The sequence below is a fragment of the Kitasatospora purpeofusca genome (assembly GCF_036010405.1).
GTDB classification, from domain to species: domain Bacteria; phylum Actinomycetota; class Actinomycetes; order Streptomycetales; family Streptomycetaceae; genus Kitasatospora; species Kitasatospora purpeofusca.
Genome location: NZ_CP108561.1, coordinates 9,147,989 through 9,164,658, shown reverse-complemented (window position 1 = coordinate 9,164,658; position 16,670 = coordinate 9,147,989). Strand labels below are relative to the sequence as shown.

Genomic DNA, 16,670 nt, shown 5'->3' with positions numbered 1-16,670 from the left:
GAAACCGCACAGGACAGGCGGAGCCATGCGTAATCGTCCCCGCACAATCAGGACCACCGAGTCCCTGTTGGAGAACGGCCTCATCGACGAGGAGAGCCTGCCGGAGATTCGCGATGTCGCGAAGCGGTACGCCGTGAGCATCACCGGGGTGATGCAGGAGCAGATCGCGCACCTCGACGATCCGGTCGCCAGACAGTTCGTCCCCACCGGGGCCGAGCTCCTGATCACCCCGGAGGAGCGCGCCGACCCGATCGGCGACGACCCCTTCACCCCGGTCAAGGGGATCACCCACCGCTACCCGGACCGGCTGCTGCTCAAGCCGATGCACCTCTGCCCGGTCTACTGCCGCTTCTGCTTCCGCCGCGAGGTGGTCGGCCCCGGCGAGGGCATGCTCGGTCAGGCGGAGCTGGAGGCGGCCCTCGACTACATCCGGGCCCACGAGGAGGTGTGGGAGGTCATCTTCACCGGCGGCGACCCGCTGATCATCGCGCCCACCAAGCTCCGCCCGATCATGGCGGCGCTGGACGCGATCGAGCACGTCAAGGTGATCCGCTTCCACACCCGGGTGCCGGTGGTCGACCCCGAGCGGGTCACCGACGAGCTGGTGGAGGCCCTGGCCACCGAGACCCCCGTCTGGGTGGTGGTCCACACCAATCACAGCCAGGAGATCGGCGAGGCGGCGCGCGGCGCGCTGCGGCGGCTGAACCGGGGCGGCGTCCCGCTGCTCAGCCAGACCGTGCTGCTGCGCGGGGTGAACGACACCCCGGAGGCGCTGGAGGGGCTGTTCCGGACCCTCGTGGCCAACCGGGTGAAGCCCTACTACCTGCACCACGGCGACCTCGCGCAGGGCACCGGGCACTTCCGCACCACGATCGCCGAGGGCCAGGAGCTGGTCCGGCGGCTGCGCGGGCGGGTCTCCGGCACCTGCCAGCCCACCTACGTCCTCGACATCCCCGGCGGCCACGGGAAGGTGCCGATCGGCCCCTCCTACCTGGAGCCCGGCGAGGCGGCCGCGGACGGGACGGGCGGCGGCGCCGACACCCGTGTCGTGACCGATCCGTGGGGCGAGCGCCACCACTACCCGCCGCGCGTCCCCGCGGCGGCGGCGCCCGCGACTCCCACCACGACCACGACCGCGATCACGGCCACAACGACGGCCACGACCACGGCCACGGAGGAGGACCCGACCGATGACTGAGGACCTCGCGTCCCGGTCCGCGCCCGCACGCAGCCCCGGCACCGTCGCCTTCGCCGACCCCGGCGGCGTCACCTCGGCGCTCAGCTGGTCCGCCCCCGATCTGACCGCCGGCCTGGCCTGGTCGGCGCTCACCCGCACCTTCGCCGCCGAGGCGGCCGGCCGCCGCGCCGACCAGGTGAAGCTGCACGTCAACGGGAAGCCGGTGCTGGACCACGACTCCTGGCCGACCACCGACGAGGACGCCGCCGGACCGGCCGCCTGGCTGGACCGCCGGCACACCTTCGGCCCGGACGACGACCGCTTCGTCTACGCCCGTGCCGTGCAGGAGCAGGACCGGACGCTGTTCCGCACCGTCGTCGAACTGCTGGCGCCCCACCTCTGGCGCCTCGGGCTGCCGCCCGGCCATGTCGAGGTCGAGGTGTTCCACGGCGCCTACCGGAACACCCCGGGCGGCATCCACCGGGAGGGCTGCACCAACCTCCACCTCGTCCTGGCGGGCCGCAAGAGCATGCACTTCTGGCGGGGCACGGACTGGGTGCCGGCCGGGACGGCGCTCCGCGAGGACGTCGAGCCCGAGTCCGAACTCCCGGAGGATTACCTGCCGGACCTCGACCGCCGCTCGGTGGCGGAGCACGGCCACGTCCTCACCGCGACCACCGGCGGCGGCTTCTTCTGGCGCAGCGGCATCTGGCACGTGGGCGAGACCCACGAGCCGTCCGTCGCGCTGAACATCGCCTCCTACACCCGGACCCTGGACGTCGGGGCGGAGCTCCTCCCGCTGTGGGGCGACCGGCTGCACGGCGAGGTCCCGACCGACTGGCTGGCCGACTACCGGAAGCACGTCCGGTCCACCGGGGACGACGCCGCCCTGCTGGCGCGGCTGACCGCGCTCGGCATGCGGCCGGCCCCGCCCGACGCGCCCGGCACCGCGCCGCGCCACGTCCGCCGCGTGTCGACGGCGCCGGTGCTGTGGTCGCCCGCCGGGCCGGGGCGGCTGACCGTGGCCGCACTGGGCCACGCCGCGGACTTCGCGGACGGCGACGTCCCGCGCGACTGGCTGGAAGCGGCGCTCACGAACCGTCCGACGCCGCACGCTGTGCCGCAGGAGTGCGGGCGGCTCGCCCAGTGGCTGTGCGCCCAGCGGATTCTCGAACCGATCCCCGAACCGATGGAGGCATCATGACCGACACGTCCCCCGCGGACACCTGGCAGCTCTCGGACACCGAGGTCTTCAGCAAGTACGGGGACGCCTTCGTCCCGCGCCGGGCCGAGCAGACCGCCGCCGTGTGCGACCTGCTGGCCGGCATCCCCGTCCCGCACGTGCTCGACCTGTGCTGCGGCGAGGGGCGCCTGTCCGAGGAGTACCTGCGCCGCGACCCGGAGGCCCGGGTCACCGTGCTGGACCGCTCCCCCGAGATGCTGGCCCTGACCGCGAAGCGGCTGGAGCCGTACGCCGACCGGCACGACAGCATCGAGACGGACATCGAGGACCGGCTGTGGCGCACCGGCGTCCACTACGGCGGGGTGATGACCTCGCTGGCGGTCCACCACCTCGACGGCGAGGGCAAGCGGCTGCTGTACCGGGACATCCACGCGATGCTCGAACCGGGCGGCGTCTTCGTCATGGCCGACCTGGTGGAGCCCGCCGGTGCCACCGCCCGCACGCTCGCGGGCGACCACTGGGAGGAGGCGGTGCGGCGCGCCTCCGAGGAGCAGTTCGGCGGCGACGAGGCGGCCGTCGCGTTCGAGCGGACCGAGTGGAACCACTACCGGCTGCCCGGCCCGGACCCGGTCGACAAGCCGTCCTCGGTGGCCGAGCACCTGGACTGGCTGCGCGAGGCGGGCTTCGTCGAGGTCGACGTGGTCTGGATGTACGCGGGACACGCCCTGTTCACAGCGAAGCGGAAGGCGAACTGAGTGAGCGAGCAACCGAGCCGCACGATTCTGGCCAACATCGTCAGCGAGATCATGGCCGAGCAGCCGACGGACGCCTACCGGCGGGCGATGGCCGCCGCGACCCCGCGCAAGCTCTGGCAGGCGCGGCCGGGCGACTGCGTGGTGATGCTCGCGCCGTGCACCCCGGCCTTCCGCGACTACGTGGCCGAGGTCGTCGGCCTGGACGTGGACCGGGTCGAGATCGTCGCCCCGCCGGAGGTCCGCGGGGTGCACGCACTGGAGGTCGCCGCCGACCTCGGCGCCACCGAACGGATCGCCGAGCGACCCGAGTTGAAGCCGTTCGTGCTGGACGGGCCGGTGCTGGAGTTCGGCCGCCGCACCGGGGTGCGGGTGCTGCCGTACACCCGGCTGCCGGAGGACAGCACCCTCGACGCGCTGCGCCTGATCAACACCAAGGACGGCTTCCGCCGGACCGCCGCCGGCCTGGGCCTGCCGGTCGCGGACGGCGGCTTCGCCGAGACCGCCGCCGAACTGGCCGCCGCCCTGGTGGAGTTCCTGGCCGACCGGTCGGCCGCGATCATCAAGACCAACCGGGGCTCCAACGGCTTCGGCAACACCGTGATCCGGTCGAACGGGCCGGAGTCGGTCGAGTGGCAGGTCCTGGAGGCCGTGGCCGGGCAGCCCACCCGCGACTGCGGCTGGGTGTACGAGGAGTTCCTGCCCTTCACGGCGACGCCGAGCATGGAGCTGGAGATCGACGACCGGGGCGCCACCGACTTCTACAGCTGCGACCAGCGCACCGTGAACAACGCCTGGACCGGCATGGTGACCCCGGCCGCCGAGGGCCCCCACCACGAGCAGCTGCGCGGCGCGGCCGAGGCCATCGGCGGCTGGCTGCACGGGCAGGGCTACCGGGGCATCTACGACGTGGACTGCGGTGTGTACGACGGCGGTTACGTCGTCACCGAGGCCAATGTCCGCCGCACCGGCGGCACCTACCTGGAGGAGCTGGCGCGCCGGCTGCGGCCGGGGGACTCCCCGGTGCACTGGCGGGCGGACGTCAGGATCGGCCCGGACGGGCTGGACTTCGCGGGCGCCGCGGCGAAGCTGGCCTCGGCCGGACTCGCCGACCCGGCGGCCGACGCGCGGGCCGTGCTGACGGCCGACACCCGTGCCGTGGACGGCAAGTGGCGCTACCTGGTGGTGGGCCGGGAGGACGGGTCGGTCGCCGAGGTCGAGCGGCAGCTGGAGCAGATCCTGGGGATCGGCTGATGCTGCACTCCGCCCTCCACCCCGGCTTCAGCACGGTCGCGGGGACCGGACTGGTCGCGCTGCGCGACATCCCGATGGGCACGGTGCTGTGGGGGCCGTGCCCGCAGTGCCGGACCTGGGACACCGCCGAACAGCTCACCCTCTCGCCCCGGGTCGTCGACTGGCTGGACGAGTTCGGCTACCGGCTGGCCGACCGGAGCCTGCTGCTCCCCTGCCGGGACGGGTACCTGCTCAACCACTCCTGCGAGGCCACCGTCCTGGACCACGGCCTCGCCGGGGGCCTCGCGGTCCGCGACATCCGGGCCGGCGAGGAGGTGACCGGGGACTACCGCACCTTCCGCTACGACGAGCCGTGGGAGTTCGACTGCCGCTGCGGCTCGGGGAGTTGCCGGGGGTCGGTGCGTTCCTCCGCCGGTGAGCCGCCGGCCGAGGTGGCCGGCGAGTGGAACCGCCGGATGGCGCCGGCGCTGGCCGCCGCCGCCGACGTGCCGCAGGAACTCCCGCTGCGGGCCGGACAGGTGGACGGCGCCCGGGCGGGCCGCCGCGACCCGGAGGAGGCGACGTGACCGCCGTGCGACCCGAACGCACCGCCCGGGCCGAGCTGTTGAGGATCGAGAACGTCCCAGCCCGGTCCTGGCTGCCACTACTCGGCGAGCGGGACCTCTTCCTGCTGCCCGGCTGGATGGAGGTCGGGCCCGGCACCTACGGCGGCGGACTGCGCGACGCCCGGGCCGCCCTGGTCGAACGCGACGGCACGGCGGTCGCGGGCACGGCCGGCTGGCTCTTCGGGCACGAGTGCACCGAGGACCTGTGCCGCCCCGACGTCCTGCTGGAGATCCCCGAGGAGCGCGGGGTGCCGCTGTTCCCGACCCTGCTGGCCGGCGGCTGGTACGACAGCCGGGTCGCGCACCGGCCCGGCGACGCCGGACCGGCCGAACTCGCGGCCGTGGTCGACTCCCTGGAGGAGTGGGGGCGTTCGCAGGGCGCCGCCTCGGTCTGCTGGCCCAGCGTGGACGAGCGGGAACGGGACCTGGTCGCCCTGCTCGGAGAGCGCGGCTACCGGCGTTTCCCGCTGACGCCCCGGTGGGCGCTGGAGGGGCCGTGGACCGGCTTCGACGACTACCTGGACCGGATGACCAGCAAGCGCCGGGTCTCGGTGCGCAGCGAGAGGCGCCGGGTCCGGGAGGCGGGCATCACCTGCCGGACGGTGCCGCTCACCCGGGAACTGGCCCGCCCGCTGGTGGAGTTGGCGGAGGAGAACGTGACCCGGCACGGCGGCCGGGTCGACCTCGACCGCTACGCCGACTGGGTCGCGGCGCTGACCGGGATCGAGGACGGCCGGGCCGAGGCCCACCTGGCCGAGCGGGACGGGCGGATCCTCGGCTGCGTGGTGTCCAGCACCTACGCCGGGCGGGTGTACGCGCTGTTCCCGGGCTTCGACTACGAGCAGATCGCCGGTCTGCCCGTCTACTTCGAACTCGCCTACTACCACCTGGTGGAGCACGCCGCCGCGCACGGCTACCACGCGGTGGAGTACGGCCCGGCGGCGGACGAGGCGAAGAATCTGCGCGGCTGTGTCGCCCACCGGCAGGCCCTGTGGATCCGGGGCCTCGACCCGGCGGCGGAGCGGCTGGTCGCCGAGGTCGCCGCCGAGGCCGCCGAGGTCGGCACCTCCACGGCCGACGCCCCGGCCGGGAGCAGCGCATGAGCCCGCCGACCTTCGTGCTCGCGCCCGGCGGGCCCGGCCTCGGCGGCGAGACCCTCGACGGGCTGCCGCTGCCGCCCGGGTGCCGGCGCCTGGTCGGGGCGGGCGACTGCGGGCCGGACGACGACCCGTTCGCCGTCCAGACCGACCGGCTGGTCCGGCTGCTCGACACGGCGGGCGCCGAGGGGCCGGTCGTCCTCCTCGGCCACTCCGCCGGTGCCCGCCCGGCGCTGCGCGCCGCGGCCCGGAGCCCCGGCCGGGTCCGCGCGGTCGTGCTGCTCGCCGCCCAACTCCGGGACGGCACCGACCATCCCGAGCTGCTGCGGGAGCGCCTGAACACGCTCGACGGCCCGCTGCGGGAGACCGCGCGCCGGGCCCGGACGACCGCGCCCGACCGGGCGCCGGCCGACGACGAGGAACTGCGCGAACTCCTGCTCGCCGACCTGGCCCTCACCTTCCCCGTTCTCGGACCGGCCCAGCGCGGCTTCCTGGCCGCCTGCGCCCGCAGCTGGGACCTCCACGCGGTGCGCGCCGTGCTCTCCGGGCGGGTGCCCGAGGAGGACCTCGCGGCGACGGCCGCGCGGGTCGGCGTACCGGTGCTGGTCGTCAACGGCGAGCGGGACCCGTGGGCCGGTGCCCCGTCGGCGCGGGAGCTGGCGGCGGCGCTGCCGGACGGCCGGGCCCGGACGGTGCCCGGGGCCGGGCACGTGCCGTGGCTGGACGACCCGGAGGAGGTGGGCCGCCTGCTGGCCCGGACGGTGGAGGAGGCGGCGCCCGCGTGAGCTACCGCAAGGTCCTGGCGGACCGGATCTGTGCCCAACTGGCCCTGTCGACGGCGGTCGGCCGGTTCGCCCAGGTGATGTTCGACGTCACCGTGGTGATCTTCGTGGTGCAGGACCTGCACCGCCCTGCGGCGGCCGGCCTGGCCGTCCTGCTGGCGACCCTGCCCGGTCTGCTGCTCAGCCCGCTGAGCGGCGGCTTCCTCCAGGGCCGCAATGTCACCGCGTGGATGGCGGCCGACTACCTGATCAAGGCGGCCGCCACGCTCGGGATCGCCTTCGGCGCTTCGGCCGGCGCCGGAGGCATCTGGACCCTGTGGGGGCTGGCCCTGCTGTCCTCGCTGACCAGCGCGTTCGGCAATGTCGCCTTCCGCAGCTACGTCGCGCTCTCGCTGCCCGCACAGCTGCGCGGGGCGGCCAACGGCCTCGATTCGATGGTCTCGGGTCTCGCCGCGATGGCCGGGCCCGCCCTGGCCGGGATCGCGGTCACGGTGTTCGGCGGCCGGCACAGCGTGGCGGTGGTCGGCGCGGCCTACCTGGCGGCGGCGCTGGTCGCGGCCGCCTCGGGGCGCACCACCCCGGAGGCCGGCGGCGAGGTCGGTCTGCGCAGCGCCGCGGAGGCCGTGCGCGGGATCCTGGTCCACCCCGTGCTGCGCGGGCTGACCGGGGTGTACTTCCTGTACCAGGTCGCGGTCGGTGTCCTGGTGGTCTCGCTGCCCCAGCTGGTCTCGGCCGGGTTCGGGGCCGCCCCCTCCTGGACCGGCACCAGCTGGTCGATCGCGGGGGCGCTGGGAATCGCGTCCTCGCTGGCCGCCGGGCACCGGATCGCCGACGGCGCGGAACGCCGGTTCCTGATCATCGGCGCCGCCCTGACGGCGCTCGGACTGGCGGGACTGTTCCTGCACTCCACCGTGTTCTGGCTGGCCGCGATGTTCGTGCTGCTCGGGGTGGCCGTGGGGCCCATGGACGTCGGGCTGCTCAGCCTCCGGCAGCGGCTGCTGCCCGACACGGGGGCGACGGCGACGCTCGCCGTCTCCGCCAGTCTCAACATGGCCGGTTATCCGGCCGGGGCGATGGTCGGCGGTCTCGCGGCCGGTCTCGGTCTGGGCTCGCAGACCGGGGTCGCCCTCGGGTGCGCCCTGCTCTCGCTGGCCCTCTGTGCCCGGCTGCCGATGCTCCCGGTCGATCCCCGACCGGCCGACGGGCCGTCCGACGGGGCGGCCGACGGGGCGGCCGCTCGGGCCGCCGAGTCCTCGGCCGCCCAGTAGAGGTCCGCACCAGCTCGCTGCCGACCGGTGCACCTCCCGCACCCTTCGCTTGCGCACTCCCGCACCCTTCGCACCCTGCGCACTCCCGCACCCTTCGACCTGTCACTTCCGATGGAAAGTCAGGACCATGGCGACAATTGGAGTCATCTGCACGATCCTCGTCCGCCCGCGCGGCCTCGGCGGCCCTGCCGGGGCCGGCCGGAGCGGCCCATCCACTGACGCCCCGGCCGTCCGGTTCGCGCCGGGAGCGCGGTCATGATCCCCCGGACCGCCGACGGCGCGACCGCCGCCGGTTCCGCCACCGGTCCCGGCTCCGGTGCCACCGCGCTGCTCCTCGCGGAACTCACCAGGAACGGGCGGATATCGCTGCGGCTCGCCTGCTCCCGGCTGACCACCTGGGAATCGCTGCTGGTGCAGCACGTCCTCGGCCGGGGCGACGTCGAGTTCCTCGCGACCGACCCGGATCCGAACGAACCGGCGGCCCCGGGCACCGTCACGCTCACCCGCTCGCCACTCGCCGGCCTGTCCCTCTGGGCGCCCGGCGAACCGACCGGCCCCGAGGCCGAGCACGTCGGCGGCCTGCGGGTCCCGGCCGAGGTGCTCGACGCGGTGGCCGAGGAGACCCGGGTGTTCGAGGCCCGGGAGGCCGCCGACCGGCACGAGGCCGACACCATCCTGCGCACCTGGGAGAAGAACGGCGAGCTGGACGACCGGCTCGCCCGGCTGGCCGACTGGGTCGAACGGGTAGAGAGCGTCTACATCCTGATCGGACGGGACGTCTTCTCGAAGTCCGACGCGGGCACCAACACCCTGACCCGGCAGGGCCTGCTGACCGGCCTCCGGGCGTCCCCGGTCGACGACTGGCGGCCGGCCGACCGGCTGTTCGTGGTCCTCGCCTACTGCCTGTTCGTCAGCGGCCGTTCGGTGCGCTTCGAGGAGTTCAACGGCCTCCAGCTCTCCGCCACCGGCCTGCGGGAGTTCCTGCTCGACCGGCACGCCCAGTACTGCGCCGCACTGGACCGCGGACCGGGCGGCGCGTCCGGCCTCCCGCTGCTCGAACTGGCCCAGGTGGTGAGAGAGTTGATGCACGACGTCGACCGCTCGGAGCTGATGCGCTACCGCCGGATCAACGGGCTGACCTTCGTGAAGAACGAGCGGCTGCTCGACTTCCCGCTGCCCCGCGACCCGGAGACGATGCCGGAGCTGGTCGTCCGGCACGGCCGGCTGAACCTCGGGGTGGAGCCCACCGGCGACGTCCGGGCCGACCTCCGGGCGATGACCCTGGCCGCCGTCGCGCTCGACGCGGCCGCCGAGGCCGACCCCGGCCCGGCGCCCCTCGCACAGGGCGCGGTCGGCGAACTGCTGGCGGCGGTCGTGCTGTCGTCGATCGTGGCCACCGACGCCGACTACGGCATGAGCAGTTCGGTGCGCGACCTGTCCGGGCTGCGCGGCGTCCGGCCCGGCAGCCCGGACGGCGTCCTGGCGCTGAAGAAGGGCGACTTCTTCTGCTGCTGCCTGCCGCACCCGAGCCGGATGGCCGAGGTCGGCGAGGAGACCGCACCGATCCTGTGGCGGTCCGCCCAGCGGATGATGTACAACCGCTGGCACTTCGCCCCGGGCGAGTACGACCGGGCGGAGATCCCCGACAAGCGGCACTACTTCTTCCCGCCGCAGGTGCCCGACATCGCGGAGCACGCCGAGCACCACCACGGCGGACATGTCGCCTCCCGGGTGCGGTACACGATCCGCGCGCCCGGCGCGCAGGTCTGGCACCCGCCGTTCACCGTCTTCGGCCACGGCTACCGGGGCTGCTACGACATCCGGCTGGTCCGGATGGAGGGCCCGCCGTTCACCACCACCGAGTTGGCCGAGGCGGTGCGCCACTGCTCCCTGGTCGACGAGCTGTGGCGCACCCTCGCACAGGGCCTGCAGAGCGGCACCCTGCACGTCCCCCCGGTCGCCGGCTTCGACCGGTCCTGGTACGAGTCGCGGGGCTGGGAGCGGCTGCGCCCGTTCGGCCTCGCCGCCCGTACCCCGGCGGGGGCGGACCCCGTCTGACCCGGTGGCCGGCCTGCCGGAGGTCCGGCAGGCCGGCACTCCGGCCACTGTCCACTGTTCACCGGCCGCCAGCCGCCAGCCGCCAGCCGCCAGCCGCCAGCCGCTACGAGTAGTCGGCGAGTTCGATCCCGCTGTCCACGCCCGAGCCGTCGATGCTGAACTTGCCGGTGTTGCCGTACCGGTCCCACGCCGTGATCACCGGGCTGAAGTACACCCGCCAGGTGTTGACCGGCCCGTTCGGGATGTGCCAGCCGTCGCCTCCGGTGGTGGCGTGCACCCAGGTGAAGCACAGGTACTGCTCGGGGTAGGGCCGGTCGTAGACCCGCGCGTAGTCCCACCACTTGTTGCCGTCGGGGAAGTTGACGATCAGCCCGCCGTAGCCGCCGTCGCCGTCGTACGAACTGCCGTGCGGCTCCTGGTACCAGACGTAGGAGCCGTAGAGGTTCTTGTGGTGGCTGTCGGGCTTGATGTCGCAGGCGAAGAAGCCCTCGTAGCCGGGGTCGCTCCAGTAGCCCGACACCGAGAACGTGACGAAGTAGTTGTCCGTGGAGTCCAGCGACAGGTAGTAGTTCCAGGCCTCGGTGGACACGTACTTGGTGTCGTTCTCGTACCGGGTGGCCGTCCTGGAGTACTCCCAGTTGACGCCCGACCGCCGATGGGTCAGGGCCACCAGCGGGTCCAGTGCGACCTTGCCCTCGAAGGAGCCGGATCCGGCCGTGGTCGTGTACACCTTGCCGGTGTCCGTCTCGACCCAGGCCGAGACCGACTTCCGGTCCGCGCCGGGCCAGCAGCTGATGTAGAAGGTGAACTTCTGCGTTCCGTCGTCGGCGAGTTCGGCCTCGGGCTCGGCGGCGGGCTCGGGCTCGGTCTCGGCGGCGGCCCGGCTGCCCCCGCCGGGGAGGTGGTGGAAGTAGCGGTCCTCCCGGTCCGTGAAGCACCAGCCTTCCCGGCCCTGCCAGTTGAGCTTCTCACCGCTGACGTAGTCGACGAGGTTCACCCGGTTCGGCCAGGAGATGTCCCCGTAGTAGGTGCTGCCGTTCTCGTCGGTCGGTTTGACGCTGACGGTCACCGCGATCTGGTTCCGGCCGTTCGCGTAGATCTCGGCGCCCGGACCTCCGGTCTCCAGCATCAGCGAGAGCTTGGACACTCCTGCCCATTCGGTCATCTGCGGTCTCCTCCGCTTCTCCGTGTGACGGGTGCGCCGCCAGGGGTCCGAAAGAGAGGCCCTAGCGCTTGGTGAACGACACGGTGGGATGCAGCCCCAGGATCTCCCGCAGCACCCGGTCGTTGCGGCTGTAGCAGAACGCGGCGATGATCTCGGCGTTGGGCCGCTCCAGCACCGCCCGCAGCGAACTGCGCCGCATGCTCGGCAGGTTGTGGGCGGTCACCACGACCTGCGGGTCCTCCCCGTTCATCGTGGCCGCGAGGTCCTGGTCCTCCCCGAGGATCCGCCCGGAGACCTCGTTCGGTCCGCGCTCGCCGGTCCGGGTGCCGTGCGTCCCCGACAGGAGGTGGATCTCCCGTACCTCGGGCAGTCCCCGCGCTTCCCTGGCGGTGGCCTCGACCATGTCCGGGGTGGCCCGGTAGACACTCGTCCAGACGGCGTTCCGGTACCTCGGGTTGGGGGTGCGGGTGAAGTACCGCTCCGCGTCGTACCGGCCGTGCATGACCTCGGGCACCCGGACCACCATCGGCCCGCCGTCCGGCGCGTCCACCAGCGTCGGATAGTCCTCCAGCGCACGGAAGCCGCCGCCGAGCCCGTGGGCGGCCTCCCCGGCGGCCTCCGGGGCGCGGGCGCCGAACCGGGACGCGGTGCGGGCGAGGGCGGCACCGCCCTCGGCCAGGCCGGCCAGGCCCGTGCCCAGCGAGACCCAGCCCAGGACCGACGAGGCCCTGGGCGAGGCCTTCTCCAGGGCGCCGCCGACGATCGCGGTGACATCGGAGGCGACGCCCAGGGCGCCGACGACCAGGGTGGTGGTGGAGGCCGCGCCGAGGGCCGCGAGGACACCGCCCGCCGCCACGACGGCCAGCCCGCCGGTGACGACGGTCAGGGCGAGGCCCGCGACCCCGAGGCCGATGCCGAGCCAGGCCATCCAGCTGAGGTGGCCGGAGGGGTCGACCCGGTTCACCGGGTCGCCGGCGCAGTACGCGTAGGGGTTGACGCCGCCGGCACCGAAGGGGCTGAGCGGGTCCGGGGTGGCGAAGCGCCGGAGCGCCGGGTGGTAGTCGCGGGCGCCGTTGCCGAGGTGGTAGCAGCCGGTCGCCGGGTCCACGGGCCGGCCGGTGAAGCCGAGGATGCCGTCGCCGGGCCGCACCGGGCGCAGCCCGTATGGGGTGTAGGCGTACTGGTCCGGCTCGGTCCCGGACGCCGACACCCGTGCGGTCCCGGTGCCGTCCGCCCCCAGCAGGCGGGTCGCCGGCGGTCCGCCCGGGCCGTGCTGGGCCACCGGGTGGTCTCCGAGGTGCAGCAGCCGGGCGGAGCGGTCGTCCTCGGTGACGGTGGCGAGGGTCTCGCCCCGGTAGGACAGCACGCCGGTGCCGCCGTCCGGCGCGGTGCGGGTCAGCAGCCGGTCGAACGGGTCGTAGCCGTAGCCGCCCGCGCCCTCGGTGGCGGTCAGCCGGCCGAGGGCGTCGTACCGGAGCGCGCGCCCGGCGCCGTCGGTGGTCAGCCGGCCGGCCGCGTCGTAGGCCAACGGGGTGTCTCCGGCGGGGCCGGTGCGGCTGATGCCGGTCAACTGGCAGGGGTCGTAGGGGTTGTCGTAGTGGTAGCCGGCCGTTTCGGAGCCACCGTCGGCGAACTCGGTCCGGCTGTCGGTGAGGTTGCTCCAGCCGTCGTGGCGGAAGGTCTGCGCGGTGATCCCGCGGCCGAGTTCGTCCTGCGGCGGGACGGGCCCCTGGCAGGTGTAGTCGGTGAGCCGGTTGCGGCTGTCGTAGCCGAACGTCTCCCGGCGGAGGAGTTCGGCGCCCCGGTGGAGCGCCCTGGCGCTCAGGAGGTCGTTGTCCTGCCAGTCCTGGGTCGACGTCCAGACCTCGGGGGCGCCGCCTCCCGCCGGGGTCCAGGTGAACTCGCGGGCCACCTCCCGGCCGAGGTCGTCCAGGGTCAGGGCGGTGGCCAGGGTGGCGCCAGAGCCGAGGTCCTCGACGGTCCAGCCGGTCAGTCGGCCCGCGGGGTCGTGGACCGGGTCCAGCACCCGCAGGTCCGGGTCGGCGATCTCCTGGAGCCGGCCGAGCCGGTCCCGGGTGGTCCGCCGGACGGCGCCGTCCACCCCCGTGCCAGTGACCTCGTCGCCGCCGAGGGTGAACTGCCAGGTCGCGGTGGTGTCGGGCGCACCCGGGCGGGAGACGGTCTCGGCGCGGGGCAGCCCCGAGGGGTAGTAGTCGCGGGTGACGGTGACCCCGCCCTCCCGCGCCCGGGTCGGGAAGCCGGTGACGGGGTGCGGGGTGAGTTCCTGGGTGACCCGGTCCGCCCTGACCTCGGTCAGCGTGTTGTCCAGTTCGGGGACGACCGTGTAGCCGCGCCGCTGCCCGTCGGGCAGGGTGGCCCCGGTCGGGACGAGGTCGCTGTCGCGGTCGTAGTCGTAGGTCCACGCCCGGCCGCCGGAGACGGTGCCGGTCAGTCGGCCCAGCCGGTCGAAGGTCTGCGTGCCGTAGCGCGCCTTGCCGACGGTGAGTTCGGTGGCGAGGCCGCCGCCGTCCTGCCGGACGTCGTGGGCGCGGGAGACCTGGGTGCCGTCCGGGAGTTCGGTCAGGGTGGGCAGGCCGCGCGGGTTGTAGTCGTGGTGTGTGCTGCGGCCGAGTCCGTCGGTCACCCGGCGCACCCGGCCCCAGCCGTCGCGGTCCAGCGTCCGCACGCCCTTCGACACCCCGCGCAGGTCGAACCGCTCCACCCGCACCGGCTCGCCGTGCTGGTTGTGGGTGGTCACCACGGTGCCCGTGACCGGGCTGCCGCCGCCCTCCAGCCGGGTGGTGGTGGTCAGCGCGACCGGGTCGGCCCGGCCGACCCGGGTGGAGCCGTCGGTGGAGTCCGTGGCCGACACCCGGCCCCAGTCGTCGTAGCGGAGGGTCTCGGTCAGCTCGCCGCCGGCGCTGCCGTCGGGCAGGTGGTCGAGGTCCGTGACGGAGGCCGGGCGGCCCTGCGCGTCGTAGCCGACCCGCTGGACGACGTACCAGCCGCCGTCGCCGTCGACGGCCCTGCGCTCCCGCCGGACCGGGCGGCCCGCGCCGTCGAGAGCCACCCTGATCTGTTCGCCCGGCTCGTCCGGGTCCGCGGACATCATCGGGGAGGTGGCGGTCACCAGGAACGGCGCGTCGCCGCCGGTCCCGTAGGCGCGGGTCTGCGCCGCCTGGTGGGCGGTGCCCGGATTGACGGTGCGGGTCAGCATCCGGCCCAGCCCGTCGTACGTCACCGCCACCCCGTTGCCCTGGGTGTCGGTGGCCGACCACAGCCGCCCGGTGTACCGCGAACGCCGCTCCGAGCGGGTCAGGGTGAGCCCGTCGTCGGTGGTCAGGCCGTGGGTCTGGGTCAGGGCCTCCCCGTCCGCCGCGAAGCCGAAGGTGTGGGTCGCGGCGGCGGTGACGAAGCCGTGGTCCGCGTCCCCGCCGAGCGTCTCCGTCTCGTCCAGGCCGAGCAGGCGGCCGAACTCGTCGCCCGAGGTGCGGTACTGGAAATTCACCGAGGACAACTCCCGGCCGTCGGCGAGCCGTTGCTCCCGCGATTTCAGCAGCACGGGGCCGACCCGAGGCTCCCCGGTGTCGTACGAGGCGTACCGGTAGGCGGTGGTGAGGACCGGTGCGTCGAACCCGGTGGCCGGCGGCGTCCGGACGACCTCCTTCAGCCAGCGGGTGAAGCCGTGCGGATCGGGCGGGCAGTCCGATCCGCTGCCGCCCGCCGGGTAGTACGTCCAGTCCGTCCGGCCGCCGTCCGGAGCGGTCCGGCTGCGCGGATTTCCCCGCTCGTCGAAATCCGTGGTCGTGATGTCGCTGCGGGTGTTCCGCGCCGGATCGGTCCAGGTGACCGTGCGCCGCTTCGGAAGCTGGAACTGGGCCGGCTGCTGGTCGAATTCCTTGCCGGTCCGCGCGTAGTACTCGGTGCCGATCTGCTGCGAACAACCGTTCTGCGCCGTCGTCTCCTCGGTCAGGAGGTGGTACGAACTGTAGGTCCGGGTGACCGTCCTGGTGTCCGCCCCGCAGCTCCGGGACTCCGTCGATCCGTAGGTGTATCCGGTCAGCACCCCGTACAGGGGGTCGGAACCGGCGTCGTGGCTCGCGCCGGAGAATCCGCCGACGAAATTGGTGGAGGTGTAGTCGTAGTCCGCGGCGACCGTCGGCTGCCCGCCGCCCGGATCCTGCGCGAACCGGACCACCCGGGGCAGTGGCGGCAGGTCGCAACTGTCCGGGAAACGGTGGCCGTTGGCGGTGTAGGAGGCCGTCTCGGACATCCCGCCCGGCACGACCACCCCGGTCAGCCAGGAACCCCACTCCCCCTGCTCGCCCATCGGTTCGTAGCGGAGGCTCCACTCCAACGGCTCCCCCGGGCCGAGCCCGAGGTGCCGCACGCCGGACAACTGCCCGTTGCTGAGGAGGAGTTCCACGTCGTAGCCCTCGGAGCGACCGGGCAGCACATGGAGTACGTGCCTGGCGGCGGCGCCCAGGTCCACGGTCAGCAGAGTGTCGCTCTCGTCCGCGATCGCCCGCAGCCGGGGCTGCGCCTCGCCGAAGTCCCAGGTCAGGGAGAGGCGGTGGCCGGCGGGTGTCAGCAGTTCGGTGGGCACCTTGAGGCCGAAGGCGTTCTGCGGCCCGGTCAGGATCTCCACCTCGCCGGACTTGTGCACGATCCGGTAGAAGTCGCCGTCCTCGTCCTTGCCGATGCGCACCGTGTCGAGCTTCTTCTGCTGCGGCAGCACCGAGGTGTCGGTCTCGACGACCTTGTACCGCTCGCCCGTGGACAGCACCAGCAGGGCGTTGTCGGTGTCGTAGGTGGTGAGCCCCGGTGAGAAGCCCCGCCCGAACCCGATGTCGGTGCCGTCGAGCGGCGAATAGCCCAGCGCGAGCGGAAAGGACGGGCCGAGGTTCCGGTTCCCGACCAGATGGCCCAGCACGATCCGGACGTTGTACAGGCCGGTGCGGGGGTCCACGCCTCCCGACACCGAACTCCCGAAATTGGTCGCCTGCGTGAAGAACGAGGACACCGAAGGCACGAGCCACCCTCCCCTGGTATTCCGACGCCGATCCGCTCGGATCCTGGCCCCGCCCGCGCGTCCTCCGCGCCTGCCGAAAGGCGGCCGACAACCGGCCGGCAATGCGGCGGAACGGGATGGCGGGGAGTGCTGAACTGACCGAAAAGCGCCGGCTGGATCCGGCGGCAGTGACTCGACCCCGTGCAGAGGGCCGTGAAAAGGCCCGCGTGAAGAACTGCGAAGAGAAATGTTCCTGACGGACTGCCTTGAACACGCCGGGGCGACCTTTTCACTGTAACCCGGCCGCAGCCGATCGTG

General features: G+C 73.7%; 11 protein-coding genes. 9 read left to right on the top strand and 2 right to left on the bottom strand.

Features of this window, described 5'->3' with window-relative positions; genetic code table 11:
- Positions 1 to 25 precede the first annotated feature (25 nt).
- From OG715_RS39860 to OG715_RS39820, 9 genes are all read left to right on the top strand, one after another.
- Positions 26 to 1,198 (top strand): lysine-2,3-aminomutase-like protein, encoded by a 1,173-nt coding sequence (locus tag OG715_RS39860; protein ID WP_266272324.1) that lies wholly within the window; start codon positions 26 to 28, stop codon positions 1,196 to 1,198.
- Positions 1,191 to 2,381, top strand: coding sequence for a hypothetical protein (locus OG715_RS39855; protein WP_266272325.1), 1,191 nt, complete (start codon positions 1,191 to 1,193; stop codon positions 2,379 to 2,381). Before OG715_RS39860 ends, OG715_RS39855 begins: the two co-directional genes overlap by 8 nt.
- The gene (locus OG715_RS39850; RefSeq protein WP_266272326.1) at positions 2,378 to 3,115 is read left to right on the top strand and encodes a class I SAM-dependent methyltransferase; all 738 of its coding nucleotides are present in this window, start codon (positions 2,378 to 2,380) and stop codon (positions 3,113 to 3,115) included. The genes OG715_RS39855 and OG715_RS39850 overlap by 4 nt, the downstream gene beginning before the upstream one ends.
- Positions 3,116 to 4,366, top strand: coding sequence for a preATP grasp domain-containing protein (locus OG715_RS39845; RefSeq protein ID WP_266272327.1), 1,251 nt, complete (start codon positions 3,116 to 3,118; stop codon positions 4,364 to 4,366).
- Positions 4,366 to 4,932 (top strand): SET domain-containing protein-lysine N-methyltransferase, encoded by a 567-nt coding sequence (locus OG715_RS39840; RefSeq protein ID WP_266272328.1) that lies wholly within the window; start codon positions 4,366 to 4,368, stop codon positions 4,930 to 4,932. Before OG715_RS39845 ends, OG715_RS39840 begins: the two co-directional genes overlap by 1 nt.
- Positions 4,929 to 6,074 (top strand): GNAT family N-acetyltransferase, encoded by a 1,146-nt coding sequence (locus OG715_RS39835; RefSeq protein WP_266272329.1) that lies wholly within the window; start codon positions 4,929 to 4,931, stop codon positions 6,072 to 6,074. Before OG715_RS39840 ends, OG715_RS39835 begins: the two co-directional genes overlap by 4 nt.
- Positions 6,071 to 6,853, top strand: a complete 783-nt coding sequence (locus OG715_RS39830) for an alpha/beta hydrolase (RefSeq protein ID WP_266272330.1) — start codon at positions 6,071 to 6,073, stop codon at positions 6,851 to 6,853. The genes OG715_RS39835 and OG715_RS39830 overlap by 4 nt, the downstream gene beginning before the upstream one ends.
- Entirely contained in the window at positions 6,850 to 8,118 is a 1,269-nt protein-coding gene (locus OG715_RS39825; protein ID WP_266272331.1) for an MFS transporter, read from the top strand. Before OG715_RS39830 ends, OG715_RS39825 begins: the two co-directional genes overlap by 4 nt.
- A 255-nt stretch (positions 8,119 to 8,373) precedes the next feature.
- Complete coding sequence (locus OG715_RS39820; RefSeq protein ID WP_266272332.1) at positions 8,374 to 10,176, top strand: hypothetical protein; 1,803 nt, start codon at positions 8,374 to 8,376, stop codon at positions 10,174 to 10,176.
- A gap of 103 nt (positions 10,177 to 10,279) precedes the next feature.
- Here the strand turns inward: OG715_RS39820 and OG715_RS39815 are convergent, their stop codons facing one another.
- Positions 10,280 to 11,341: a hypothetical protein gene (locus OG715_RS39815; RefSeq protein WP_266272334.1), complete on the bottom strand. Its 1,062-nt coding sequence runs from the start codon at positions 11,339 to 11,341 to the stop codon at positions 10,280 to 10,282.
- Positions 11,342 to 11,402: 61 nt separating this feature from the next.
- On the bottom strand, positions 11,403 to 16,310 hold the full coding sequence (locus OG715_RS39810) for an RHS repeat-associated core domain-containing protein (protein WP_266272335.1): 4,908 nt from the start codon (positions 16,308 to 16,310) through the stop codon (positions 11,403 to 11,405).
- Between the last annotated feature and the right edge of the window lie 360 nt (positions 16,311 to 16,670).

Excerpts from the sequence above, each read along its gene's own strand:
- OG715_RS39855 (WP_266272325.1), top strand. The coding sequence starts at position 1,191 with ATGACTGAGGACCTCGCGTCCCGGTCCGCGCCCGCACGCAGCCCCGGC.
- OG715_RS39815 (WP_266272334.1), bottom strand. The coding sequence starts at position 11,341 with ATGACCGAATGGGCAGGAGTGTCCAAGCTCTCGCTGATGCTGGAGACC.
- OG715_RS39850 (WP_266272326.1), top strand. The coding sequence starts at position 2,378 with ATGACCGACACGTCCCCCGCGGACACCTGGCAGCTCTCGGACACCGAG.
- OG715_RS39820 (WP_266272332.1), top strand. The coding sequence starts at position 8,374 with ATGATCCCCCGGACCGCCGACGGCGCGACCGCCGCCGGTTCCGCCACC.
- OG715_RS39860 (WP_266272324.1), top strand. The coding sequence starts at position 26 with ATGCGTAATCGTCCCCGCACAATCAGGACCACCGAGTCCCTGTTGGAG.
- OG715_RS39830 (WP_266272330.1), top strand. The coding sequence starts at position 6,071 with ATGAGCCCGCCGACCTTCGTGCTCGCGCCCGGCGGGCCCGGCCTCGGC.
- OG715_RS39840 (WP_266272328.1), top strand. The coding sequence starts at position 4,366 with ATGCTGCACTCCGCCCTCCACCCCGGCTTCAGCACGGTCGCGGGGACC.